This window comes from Paenibacillus vini, assembly GCF_018403325.1.
GTDB lineage: Bacteria > Bacillota > Bacilli > Paenibacillales > Paenibacillaceae > Fontibacillus > Fontibacillus vini.
Genome location: NZ_BOSL01000013.1, coordinates 33,835 through 46,531, shown reverse-complemented (window position 1 = coordinate 46,531; position 12,697 = coordinate 33,835). Strand labels below are relative to the sequence as shown.

General features: G+C 48.7%; 10 protein-coding genes and 1 pseudogene. All 11 read right to left on the bottom strand.

What is annotated here, in order from left to right:
- Positions 1 to 10: 10 nt before the first annotated feature.
- Positions 11 to 1,471 carry a nicotinate phosphoribosyltransferase gene (locus tag KJS57_RS18350; protein ID WP_213655901.1) on the bottom strand — a complete coding sequence of 487 codons (1,461 nt, stop codon included), beginning with the start codon at positions 1,469 to 1,471 and terminating at the stop codon, positions 11 to 13.
- Positions 1,472 to 2,065 carry a cysteine hydrolase family protein gene (locus tag KJS57_RS18345; RefSeq protein ID WP_373316840.1) on the bottom strand — a complete coding sequence of 198 codons (594 nt, stop codon included), beginning with the start codon at positions 2,063 to 2,065 and terminating at the stop codon, positions 1,472 to 1,474. It lies immediately after the preceding gene.
- A 33-nt stretch (positions 2,066 to 2,098) separates the two neighbouring features.
- Positions 2,099 to 2,875, bottom strand: coding sequence for an NUDIX hydrolase (locus KJS57_RS18340; RefSeq protein ID WP_211025717.1), 777 nt, complete (start codon positions 2,873 to 2,875; stop codon positions 2,099 to 2,101).
- Positions 2,876 to 3,068: 193 nt separating this feature from the next.
- Positions 3,069 to 3,314 (bottom strand): annotated as a pseudogene (locus KJS57_RS18335) (SDR family NAD(P)-dependent oxidoreductase); the annotation flags it as partial.
- Positions 3,315 to 3,402: 88 nt separating this feature from the next.
- Positions 3,403 to 3,546 (bottom strand): hypothetical protein, encoded by a 144-nt coding sequence (locus KJS57_RS18330; RefSeq protein ID WP_213655900.1) that lies wholly within the window; start codon positions 3,544 to 3,546, stop codon positions 3,403 to 3,405.
- Entirely contained in the window at positions 3,543 to 4,637 is a 1,095-nt protein-coding gene (locus KJS57_RS18325) for a GerAB/ArcD/ProY family transporter (protein ID WP_213655899.1), read from the bottom strand. The genes KJS57_RS18330 and KJS57_RS18325 overlap by 4 nt, the downstream gene beginning before the upstream one ends.
- Positions 4,634 to 5,836 carry a Ger(x)C family spore germination protein gene (locus tag KJS57_RS18320; RefSeq protein ID WP_213655898.1) on the bottom strand — a complete coding sequence of 401 codons (1,203 nt, stop codon included), beginning with the start codon at positions 5,834 to 5,836 and terminating at the stop codon, positions 4,634 to 4,636. The genes KJS57_RS18325 and KJS57_RS18320 overlap by 4 nt, the downstream gene beginning before the upstream one ends.
- Before the next feature lie 41 nt (positions 5,837 to 5,877).
- Positions 5,878 to 7,416, bottom strand: coding sequence for a spore germination protein (locus KJS57_RS18315; protein WP_244861617.1), 1,539 nt, complete (start codon positions 7,414 to 7,416; stop codon positions 5,878 to 5,880).
- 125 nt (positions 7,417 to 7,541) lie between these two features.
- Complete coding sequence (locus tag KJS57_RS18310) at positions 7,542 to 9,353, bottom strand: FAD-dependent oxidoreductase (RefSeq protein ID WP_213655897.1); 1,812 nt, start codon at positions 9,351 to 9,353, stop codon at positions 7,542 to 7,544.
- Positions 9,354 to 9,497: 144 nt separating this feature from the next.
- A complete protein-coding gene (locus tag KJS57_RS18305; RefSeq protein ID WP_213655896.1) occupies positions 9,498 to 10,772 on the bottom strand; it encodes a MerR family transcriptional regulator in 1,275 nt (424 codons plus the stop codon).
- Positions 10,773 to 11,393: 621 nt separating this feature from the next.
- Entirely contained in the window at positions 11,394 to 12,452 is a 1,059-nt protein-coding gene (locus KJS57_RS18300; protein ID WP_244861616.1) for a Gfo/Idh/MocA family protein, read from the bottom strand.
- Positions 12,453 to 12,697: the final 245 nt, after the last annotated feature.

Genomic DNA, 12,697 nt, shown 5'->3' with positions numbered 1-12,697 from the left:
GTCTCCCTTCTCAGGCTTGCATGTTTTCGCTCACTTTTTGGCGGATCTCTTCAATCCGTTTCATTTTATTGTCCCAGCATTCCTGGCTGAGGTCGACTGGATATTCGGCCGGATTCAACAGCCGCTTGTATTCGTCCCACAATACGTTCAGGTTCTCTGCCGCAAACTGCTTGATTTCCTGCAGCAAAGGGAGCTTATAAACCAGCTTTCCATCCGCAAAAATGGTCTGATGCAGCTCCCTCGCCTCGAAATTCGTTACGAATTTGGCGATATGCGTGTGAACGGGATGGAACATCTTGAGGCGTTCCTCCTGCTGTGGTTCTTCATGCTCCAAAGCGATATAATCGCCCTCCGACTTCCGATTGCCTTTGTTGATGATGCGAAATACTCTTTTCCGGCCAGGCGTCGATATTTTTTCAGGATTCGAGCTGATTTTGATCGTATCGACCATCTCTCCATGCTCATCCTCGATGGAAATCAATTTGTAGACCGCTCCGAGAGCGGGCTGGTCATAGGCCGTGATCAGCTTGGTGCCGACGCCCCACACATCGATTCTCGCCCCTTGGGCTTTCAGGTTCATAATCGTGAGCTCGTCGAGATCGTTGGTCGCGTAAATTTTCGTTTCGGGGAAGCCCGCTTCATCAAGCATTCTCCGCGCTTCCTTCGACAGATATGCCAAATCGCCGCTATCCAGACGAATGCCTTTGAAGTTGATCTTATCCCCAAATTCCTTGGCCACCTCGATCGCCGTAGGCACACCCGATTTAAGCGTATCGTACGTATCGACCAAAAATACGCAATCTTTATGACACTCCGCATATTTGCGGAAAGCTGTATACTCGTCACGGTAAGCCTGGACCATCGCATGGGCATGCGTTCCTACGGTAGGAATTCCGAACAGCTTGCCGGCCCTTACGTTCGAGGTAGCTTCAAATCCCGCAAGGTAGGCGGCTCTCGCTCCCCAAATGGCGGCGTCCATTTCTTGCGCCCGACGGGTTCCGAATTCCATGCTGATTTCGTCTCCGATCACTTGCTTGATCCGCGAAGCCTTCGTTGCGATCAGCGTCTGAAAGTTGACGATATTGAGCAGTGCGGTTTCGATCAATTGCGCCTCCGCCAACGGAGCCTCAATCCGCATAATCGGTTCATTGGCGAATACGAGCTCCCCTTCTTGCATCGACAACACGTTTCCCGTAAAACTAATACCTTCAAGATAAGCAAGGTAGTCCTCGCCGTATCCCTCTTCTCTTAAATAAGCCAAATCGCTCTCCGTGAAGCGGAATTCCGAGAGGTAACGGATCACCCGCTCCAATCCGGCAAAGACGGCATAACCGTTCTGGAACGGTATTTTACGAAAATAAACTTCAAATACCGCTTTACGCTGGTGAATATTGTCCTTCCAATAGGCCTGTGCCATATTGATTTGATATTTATCCGTATGCAGGGCGAGACTGTCGTCAACGTAGCTCATTTATAACTCCTCCTTCAGATGATGGGGTCGGATATCCGCGCCCAGCGATCCTTTAAAATGGCGCAAGGCCCAGGCATGGCCTTCCTGATCAAAGCTTGCAACCGCAGCTTCATGGATCACCAGGTCAAAGCCCCTATTGTACGCATCCACCGCCGTATGGAGCACGCAGATGTCGGTGCAAACTCCAACCAGATGGAGCTCCGTGATTCCCCTTGCGCGGAGTTGGAGCTCCAGATCGGTGCCCGCAAACGCGCTGTATCTTGTTTTATCCATCCAATAGACATTCGCTGCGGTCTTGTTAGCCTGATACAAAGCATCAAGTTCCCCGTAAAGCGTACGGCCCTTCGTTCCATCGAGATTATGGGGCGGAAACAGTCTGGTTTCAGGATGCAGCGTGTCTCCCTGCTTATGAAGATCGATGGCGAAAACTACATAATCATTATTCTGTATAAACTCGCGGGTAATATCCGTGATCGGCCCTTCAATGGCTTGCCCGGGAGCCCCGCAGGTCAATGCGCCGTCCTCGGCGACAAAATCATACGTATAGTCGATATTAATCAAAGCCCGATGGATCACATTCATTTCCTTCGTCATTTTCGTTTCCTCCCCTAAATGATTATCAAGAATTTACTTTCTGGAATGGTAAAGCGATGTATTCACATCAGCATCAATAAAACGGTAGAGCTGGGTCGGCTTTTTGGAAGTCCGCGTCGTCTTCTTCCCGGTGATCTCCCGGATGAAGGGCAGCGACTTTATTTTTCTGGCAAAAGCGGCATCGAGAGAGATGGCTGAATCGTTCGTCACGGTCAAAAGCACGGCTTGAAGCTCGGAATAAGTGAACTCTGACGGCAAGAAGTCCTTCGCCGCTGTCGTTTCAAGCAGCTTATGCCGGATTACTGAAATCGCATCCCGGATAATCTCCGCATGGTCAAAGGCCAGATCAAGCTTCAGAACCTCTTTTACGGAAAACAACTCTACCTCGCTTGCGTCATCGTTCGCCTGACGCTTGGCAAGCTGATGTTCAGGTACGATGGCAAAATGGGCATTTGAAATGATCCATCCGCGCGGGTCACGTCCTGGGGCATCATATACCCCGAAATGCTCAAGATGAATATTCTCTACCCCCGTCTCCTCCATTAACTCCCGTTGAGCCGATTGAAAAGCGGTCTCGGCCGGGTCGACGAATCCGCCGGGCAGAGCCCATTTTCCCGCTTCAATATTCAGCTTGCCTTCGCTGTTCGTCATACTCCGCTTGATTAGCATGAGTTTGAGATCCATGACAGGCGGTTTAAACATTTCCCGCTTCTCGGGCAAAATCGAGAATACCGCGATATCCGAAGTATAACCGTCCGGGGTTCTATACTTTTTCACATCGTATTGCTGCATTGCTTGCTCATTCGACATTAGCAAAGATTCCTTTCTGCCATTTTTAACTTTTAACATTTAACGTTTTGTTAATTGTATTATATGCAGCTATTTCCATCTTGTCAATCCTGGCTAAAAATTTTTCGATAAATAAAAAAGACTGAAGAGAAACCGGAGCCTCTCCGGTGACCCTGCAATCTTTTGTGGTTTGAGTTATTTGGGAGCGTGCAGTCTATTGCGCCGTATAGCCTCCATCGACAAGTAATGAAGTGCCGGTTACAAAATCATTTTCACATAAAAAAACAATGGCATGCGCGATTTCTTCCGGCCGGCCGAGTCTTCCTATAGGATGCCTTGCAACAAGACCATCGTAAAAATCGCCAAGGGCTTCTCTATTAACCATTCCGGACTCGACATACCCCGGGCATATGGCATTAACTCGTATATTTTTACCGGCATATTCGTGAATAATCGATTCCGGTTATATCGTCCCCAACCCCGTTCTCACACATACCGCCGTAACTTTATCGACGAAATAGAGTCATACTTATCGCATCAGCCGCGTCCTAATTCCGTTTCTTGCTTTTCTTTTTCCATCGAATCCAGGTAATCACGGAGCCGAGCAGCGCTCCAACCAGCAGCGTAAGCTGAAACTTCCAAGGCGCGGCAAGAAGATTGCGGGATTCCCAGGAAAAAAAGTGTCTGATCATGTCTTGAGCCCCGCGATCCATTTTCTAACCGGTAAAGCGAGCAGCACAATGCCCGGCAATACAAGAAACATAGGAACCCACACGTGGTAGGGGATGATTTGCTTCGCCACCTGCAAATGCTCCGTAAAGCTGATCACCATGGTCATAGATACGAACAAGGCCATAAGGGACGCAGTCACGACCATGGGCTTCTCGCTCTTCCCCCCAATTAGGTAACGCAAACAGACGGCTGCCGAGAAAAGATGCACCGACATTTTAATAAAAGCGTTCACCACTAAATAAATAATTCCGATCGCATCCAGGTTATCGAAATAATTGATATTGGACAGCTTGAGCAAAGCAAATGCCGGATACATCATTTGTTGAAACGCCATCTCTCCCAAACCCGAAACGGCTAACAGGTCCATCAACGCAATGCTGAAGCCGGCCAATAGGGTTCCTCCCGCCGTCCAAAGCGCCAACCCTTTTTTTTGCCCTACATAACTCCAAATTATTGCAAACTCGATACTCTCCCCGAACGTTTGCATAAGGCCGAGCGGCCAAACGGCTTTCCAAATTCGTCCCCACCCCTCTCCAACCACGGGAAGCAGATTGGCAAAGTGAAACGTGCCTGAAGAGGCCAGCAAAGTGACTTCCAACATTATCGATATATAGATCAGCGGGAGGAAAAAGCCGGCCAGTCTAGCGATCACTTCTATCCCGCCCAGCAAAGCATAAATAACTACGCCCAAGAAAGTAAATCCGATAATCCAATCGGGGGTGCGGTTCAAGATGGTCACCGGGAAAAGAAAACGGACATCGCTAATAATGCGCGCTGCATTATAAATAAACAGCAACGGAAAGAGCCAGGCCAGCGGAGTTCCCAACCATTTTCCGAATATCCAGGGAAACCACTCCACCAGTGTCAAACCTCCGGTCGCCTTGAAAATAAACAGGTAGATCAGCACCAGTCCTGCGCCGAATAATGTGGAAATCCCCGAAGCTATCCAGGCATCCCGCCCCGCATCGGAAGAGAAGCCAAATATAAGTGTGGTTCCCAATTGAAACAACGCCAACAGCGCAAACATCTCATATTTCGAAATCTGCGTCATTTTTGCTCCACCTCGCTGTCGCTGATCTTTATTGTTTTATTAGTAAGACCGTTGCGCAATACCCTGACATCCACATCGATCTTGGTTTCCATCTCTGAAAACAAGGTGTCCCATTGCTCCCGATAAGACTTTTTCCAAGTCAGGGGATATCTGCGGTAAATGGACTGCCCAAATCCAAAAATGTCGCTTTGCAATTCCCTTTGCACCTTTTGGATGGATCCTGTGATTCTGTTTTCAATTTGTTTTTTAAATAAATCAATCACAGATTTCGTGTTTTCGGAAATTTCCAGATCCATGTCGGAAGTATTTTCATAAATATTTGCACTCACATCGGCATGAAGCCTTACCTCCATTTTCCCGGATTCCCCTATCTTCATTTTTCGGGAAACATTCACCTTCTCCAGTTCCGCACTGATTCTTCCTTTACGCCTGCCCTCTTCAATTTCTATCGTCACTACGCCCTCTTTAACTGTATCGAGAACCCAGTGCAAGCCCCGCGCCTCATTATCATCGAGCTTGCCAATCATTTTGTCTTCTTTGAAGACGGCGCTCCCCGATATGACCAAATTTTTATATGGGCTTTCCCCGTTTTCGGATGCGGTAATTTCCAGAATCGGCGCAAACGGCTCCACCCCCTCGGATTGCAAGGCGTTCAGGAAATCGACCAGCCGGACCGTAGGGAGTACACGCCGCTTGAGTTCCTCAAAAATCACCTCTGAAGACAACCTTTCGAATTTTGGCAGATAATTCAATACATCGGAAGCCGTTGTGGCCGAAACGGCAAAGTAGCTCTTCATCTGCGATTCCCGGTAACGTTCAAAGAAATCCAGAACCTGGCTTACTCCGCTCTCGGCCATACTATGGCCAACGATAATGACTCTTGAGTGGGAGAAAAAAATTTGACGAGGAAGCTTTTGCTGGATGCTCCGGTACGTCTCCATGACGGTAGCCCCCTCCTCGGAGACGACCCAGCCGGAGGTATCGGCCAACTTAGTTGTCCCCGCTCCCCCTTGCGAGGAACCGGTTCCTATCAGCAGAGGAACTGCCAACTGCAAGGAGAGCCTGATGTTCCCGTTATTTCCTTGATCTATCCCGATCGCCGAAACGATAGCGATATCGTTGACTTCCCGATTACTCCAGCAAGCCGTCAAGCTCATCGACATGGTCGCTATCAACAGAAGAATAGCCGCTTTTCGCATAATGTGTTCCTTTCAGAAAATATCTCGGGCACCGGCAGTTCTTACGATTTGGGAGGCCGTGGTCTCATATTCCCCTTCATCCGCCGAAGGTTTGCCTTTCCGGTCTGCAAGGGGCGCTCCTTCATGCTCCACCATGGAAAACGTACGAATACATCTTTTAATCCGGCGGCCTGCAGAGGAATGATGGGCGACAAATAAGGGACACCGAAGGAACGAAGCTTAACCAGATGAATCAGGAGAACGAGCAGGCCCAGGAATATGCCGTACAGGCCCAACGATCCCGCCAGAAGCATCATAGGAAAACGCATAACGCGAAAAGCTAATCCCTGGCTGTAGATAGGGAAAATAAACGAGGCGATCCCGGTAAATGAAACGACGATGACCAGCGTCGCCGAAACAATGCCTGCCTGAACGGCGGCCTGGCCGATCACCAGGGCGCCTACGATACTCACCGCTTGCCCCACTGGCCGAGGCAGCCGTATGCCGGCCTCCCGTAATCCTTCGAAAGAGGCCTCCATCAATATCGCCTCGATAAGGGCCGGAAAAGGCACCGCCTCCCGCGAGGCGGCGATGCTAAGCAACAGGCTGGCCGGAATCATCTCCTGATGGAAGGTCGTTAAGGCAATGTAAATGGATGGAAACACCAACGCGCCGATCGCGAGGCCCAATCTCAGAAAACGGGTCATCGTCGAAAAAATATAATTTTGATAATAATCTTCGCTAGCCTGCAGCGTTTCAACAAATAATCCAGGTACCACCAAAACAAAAGGAGTATTATCTACAAGGATGACCACTTTGCCTTCCACGATGCCGCTGACCGCACGATCCGGCCTTTCCGTATTGATGACTTGCGGAAACACGCTGAAAGGGTTGTCGCAGATCAGTTCTTCGATATAACCGCTCTCCAATACGGTATCTATTACAATTCTTTGAATCCGTTGTTTGACTTCATCCACTAACCCCGGCATGACTACGGAATCCAGATAGACCAGCTCCATATCCGTTTTGGACAAGGTGCCTACCTGAATTGACTCCACCTTTAGATCCGGGGTAGCTAACCGCCTGCGAATCAGAGTCGTATTCGTTTGCAGACTTTCCGTAAACCCGTCCCGTGCACCGCGAATGACCGGTTCGGAAGCCGGTTCCTCAACAGATCGCTGCTCCCATTTGCTTAAGCTGACGAGAAGGATCTTCCGGCAGCCGTCCAGGATCGCTATCGTATCCCCTTTGCATAAGCCGGTAAGTCCCTGTTCCAATTCCATTTCTGTCCTTAACTGCCCGGCATCCGACGAGCTTCCGGACAAATCCTTGGCGTTCCCCCCGTTCCCGGCCGTCTTCAGAGTCCCCGATAAATCCTGCTCCGATTCCATCCGGCTTAACGGATCAATAACTTCCATCTGCAGTCTCGTATCATCCGTCATGCCCGCAATAAAAATGAGATAGCCCTGTTTACCGGACTGCAGCGTAAATTTATGGTATTCCACATCCGAGCACCGTTCCATCTTCCCTTGGAACAAGGCCAGATCTTCCTCCAGTTTTCCGGTAAGCCCAGTACCGTCTTCGCGAGCCTTGCTGTTCAATCCCCAGGAACCCCTTTCCAGCCGACACTAATTATCTGAAGTATGATTATTTTTCCATCAAACTATTCGGAATTCAAAAAAGCACGGAGCGTTTGCTCCATGCTTTAGAGGGATCCTGCAGGGGGTTACTCCCCGTCTATGGCTGCTTTAGCGGCATGTTCTCCGCTTAGGCGACCGCTAGTTAAGGCATATTGAACTGCGCTGCCGGTCATATAAACCTGGTTATACAGGTAACGGTTCGCTGCTTCACCGCCCGCGTATAGATTATTGATCACCGAGCCGTCCTCTTTAAGAACCCGATAATTCTCATCCACCTTCACGCCTCCGAAAGTCCCCATGGTTCTTGGATAGAACTTGAACGCGTAAAACGGCCCTTTTTTTACGGATACCAGCATTTTTGCGTCTTTCTTGAATAAATCTTGGCCGGAAGCCACGCCTTCATTGAACGTATCCATTGTCTTTATAAGAGCCGCTTCCGGAACTTGCATCGCGGCAGCCAGTTCTTTAACGGTATTCCCGACCGCGATTTCATCATTCGGTAGCTGTCCTTCAATCGATTTGATCACATCAGCATTGGCTTCGCTTGAGTCAATGACCACCCAAACTTGCCCGTTGTCGGCAGCCTTGTTCGTCACGACGGCGTAATGACTGTTTTCATTCATATAGCGCTCGCCTTGTTCATTCACATACATCTTCGTCGGATCCCATTCAAGGACGCGCAATTCTGGAACGCGAGCCGCTATGCCCAGGCCGATAATCCACGGATCTTCATAGAGCGCTGCCCCTAACTTTTCCGCCATCACAATCCCGTCGCCCGTACTGCCCGCCGCCGACGCAGATACGTCCATCACTTCCACGAATTCCGGCAGGAAACGCTTCATAAGCTCTTCGCTTCTGGCGAATCCGCCGGTGGCGATGATGACCTTCTTGGCATGAACGGTCAGCGTTCCTTCGGCATTCTCAGCTTTGACGCCTACCACATTGCCTTTGTCATCGGTCAATAATTCCGTTGCCTTGGTTTCTGTTAAAATATCGATTCCTTTATCGTTCAGCGTTTTCTCCATATTCGCAATTATAGTCGCACCGCTCTTTTCAGGGAAATGCAGGCGAGCCACAGGGTCGACGCCAAAGCCGGCCACGTTCACGTACTTATGATTCATGTAATCGACCAGCCAATGGGTCGTATCCACGGCATCGTCCATAAATTTGCTCACGCGGTCGTAATCCGGATATTTACCGTCCGGATTACTTGTACTCTGGCGTTCCTTCCAAAGCTTCAGCCATGATTCCGGCGAATCCTCAATGCCTTGCTCCTTCTGGAATCGCGTGCCCGTCGCCCCAATCGCTCCGCCGGATAACGCCGTAGATCCGCCCAAAGTACCCATTTTTTCGAGCACGATGACTTTCGCTCCGTTCTCAAAAGCCGACCCGGCGGCTGCCAAGCCTGTCCCTCCACCGCCGATGACGACAACATCCGTGGTCAACTCATTTTCCTGATGCGGTTTATCCTCGGTTACGGCTGCAACCTTAAGGGTATCTACATCTCCGCCGGCCTGTTTGACGCAGTCTTCAACCGCAGCCAAAATAGCCTTCGATGAATTGGATGCGCCGGACACCATGTCCACAGCCAAGGTTTGCCCGTCCACAATCTGCTGCGGGATGCGTTCCAGGGCTTTATCGCTAAGCCCTTCCGTTTCGCTGTTGTCCTTCACAGTCACGGAAATGATGGAGTTCTCGTCAAACACGACCTCCACCGTAACATCCCCATTGTTACCGGCAGCCTTTGCCGTATAAGTGCCCGGTTTATACTTGCCCGAAGCCGATGCCGCCTCCGCCCCCGAGTTCTTGGCCGTCTCGGATTTGGAGCAGCCGAATACGCTCAGTACCATTAGAAGCCCCAGCAGCAATAAGCCTACCTTTTTCGCATTCATTTTCATGTCCTGTTCCCCCTTGATTTATAAAACTCATGAATATAATCATGATTCTATATGCTGGGGTTATGACGACGTCAATATGACTTTGTGAAATTATGCACGTGAATAAGCGCGTAAAAATCGAAAATTTGGGGTTAACCCGACATTTCAAGATATTCTATTATGCTTCAGTTTGACTCCCTGTTGGACACCCGAACAAAACACATCAAAATTGGCCTTTTTCTTGCCTACGTACAAAGTCAGATATTGTTCTTTTCCTTGAATGTCGATATACGGATTGTCTTCAGTGATCGGACCCAACTCCGAGACATCCAGCTCCGTAAAATTCAATTGTTGCAATTTACACAGCATTTTGTCCCAATTGAAAAGCTCCCTGAGCTTAAGCGGAACATGGAGATAATCCTTGCAATACGGCCCCAAGTGAGGATAGGCTCCCACAAGCAGCCCCTCTTGTTTCAGGAACGGAGAGACGATATCCATCAGATCCCTGTCCGCGGTTTTGGCATAGGTTTTGCTCATCCAATGGTCGACGATGATATCGATCGACGCAGGAGCAAAGGGCAATCGGTCCAACTCGCAGCAGAAGAAGATAATGTTGCTATGCTCCTGCTGAAGCTCAATGTTATTTTTCATATTACTAATACGCTCTTTGTCATGACAAATAAGAATGTAAGTACAGCTTTTCGGCAAAAATTCAATGTATTGCATTAAAAACCGGCCGACGCAATTGTCCAGCTCCATAATATATCCAGATTGGCTTCCGTGATTTTGAATGTAATCGATTAAGGTAGACGTTCCGTTATACAAAAAGTTAATGTACTTGGGTGAAGCAGCCTCCAGGAAATCTTGTTTCGGCGGAATCTTCTTCTTTTTGCCGACTGCCGCTTTATCTACATAAATTCCATCCTCGATGTATGAAATATATCCGCATTCACACTGAAATTCGGCTTCCATCAGCATGTTTCTTTCAATCGTGCCCCCGTTAATGTCCAAGGCTGATCTGCATTCAGGGCATTGCAAAAGCGGTGTAGAGGATATGGGAAATCCTATTTTTCTATGTATGCTTGCTTTATCCATCTTCAGCTCGTGGATCCGTTTCTTTAAATGTCCGTCGATCTCTTGGAATTTTAATTGCTCGAGCCGGACTTGTTCCTTTTTTCTTTCCAACAGGGATAAGTAAAAACTTCTAAAGTCATTCGACTTTTCTCCCTCGAGCCGGTAAAAGCACAGAATCTCCTGAATTTCTGTCAGCGAAAAATCCAGCTGCTTCAGCTTCACGATCTCTTCGAGATCTCCGCTATCCTCTTCCGTAAACCTATACTGGGAGCCCTGCTTTTCCGCAACAAGGAGCCCCAGATCGATATAATGGCGAATCGTATCTTGCGTAATATTGTTTTTTTTGGCAAATTCACCGATTTTCATGTTTGCTGCTCCTTTAGGACCGTTGATGTATTGTGAATAAAATCACAAGTTATAGTAAAGAAAAACCTCTGTTTGTACCAGAGGATCGCGATAGAGTACTTCTATAGGGTTTATATTCGTTTATATTCTCCCTCTCTCCCGATAAATCCTGCTGAAATGCTATGAGTATATGAAAATTAGATAGGGGAGCTCCCTCTCTTATGACGCGAGGAAATTCAAATTCTAACGGACACAGAAGCCCTTATCTGCTCAGAATCGGGGATCCCGGGAAGCTAACGGACACAGGAGACGCTAACCGCCGTAAATTGTCCTTCATCAAGGCTTTTTGGACATTTTAAGGGCTGTGGCGTCCGTTAGGTTTTTTTATAGATGATTTTCGCCTCAATAAGGTCTGCGGTGTCCGTTAAGTATGGGTTCCCCTTGGCTCAACCAGCCTTCGACGGACGATTAGTCGGCTTTCGGCTTCACTTAACTCCATTCAGCTCAATTCTGTTCAGGCCAATCCGATCGTCCCGACCGACTCATAAAGGTCCGTTCTAAGCCTGATTGAAGCAACAAGCCCCGGTTCTCTTGAACCGGGGCTTGCATCATCAGCTACAACTTTCCAATATATCACGAACTTTAGATGCTTCTATGAATCACGCTTTTGGTTGCGGCAGCCTCAAAAATCGTCTCGATCAGCACCAGTACACGATGTACTTCCTCGTTCTTTACTACTGGTTCCGATGTTCCTTCGATGGCGGAAATATAGTTGGCATAGAAGCTTTGAGCTGCAGGGGCCGGTTTCTCAATCGGGAGGGTAAGTGTGGACTCTTCGGACGGCGGCGCCATCGTCTTGGTCAACCCCTGACCCGCTTGGATCGGTTTCGGCTCAACGTGGGCAACATCCGGATTCCGGGTGATAATCTCCCCGCTCAAATCCCAATCTCTGATTACTGCGGTACCTTCCGTCCCTTTGATATACCAGCGCGGCAGCTTCACGTAGTTGGTCGTCCCCACTTCAATGAGTGCCGTCAAGCCATCCTTGAACGTGATGTAGCTGGTAAAGCCGTCATCTACTTCGGTACCCAAAATATAACTTAACGTAGCAGCTACGCTTTCAATTTGGCTGTCCGTAATCAGAAGAAGTTGGTCCAGTAAATGTACGCCCCAATCCAGCAGCATACCTCCGCCGTAAGCCTTTAGCTGGCGCCAGTCCCCGGGAATGCCGTTGGCTCCCTGAACCCGGGATTCCAAATGGAACAATTCTCCCAAGGTCTTCTTGTCGATGATCTCTTTGGCAATTCGAAAATCATCATCCCATCGGCGATTTTGATGCACCGAAAACAAGCGGTTCTCCTGTTTCGCTACTTCGACAATATCCATAAAATCGGAGCTGGTTATCGTAACCGGTTTTTCGCAAATGACATGTTTACCAGCCTGCAGCGCTTTAATCGCAATCTCTTTATGAACGTCGTTAGGCGTGGCGATCAGAACCACATCCACGGACTCATCGGCCAGAACGGCCTCCAGGCTTGGATAAGTCTTATGGCCACTGGCTTCGGCCAGGTCCATCCGATACTCCACGATATCGTATACGCCGATAACGGCAACCTGCGGCTCGGATTCCATCAATTTGACGTGATAGCTGCCCATGCCCCCGTAGCCGATAATAGCAACATTGTATATCCGATGATCCATTGTCAATCTCCTTCTCTCTACTTAATTGTGCCTAAACATGCTCTGCACGATTAACCATCTGACAAATCTTACTCCCAATACACATACAGTATAGGATTCAGTAGAATAAACGAAAATGGCGGAATCATACTCTTTTTGTACAAAAACTACTTTTTCATTGAAGCCTTATTGTTTCGAGTCCGACAACAAACGCTCGTAAACCGAAATCCCATTTGCTAGCTTGCCATGCAAAGTCGCAATTAATC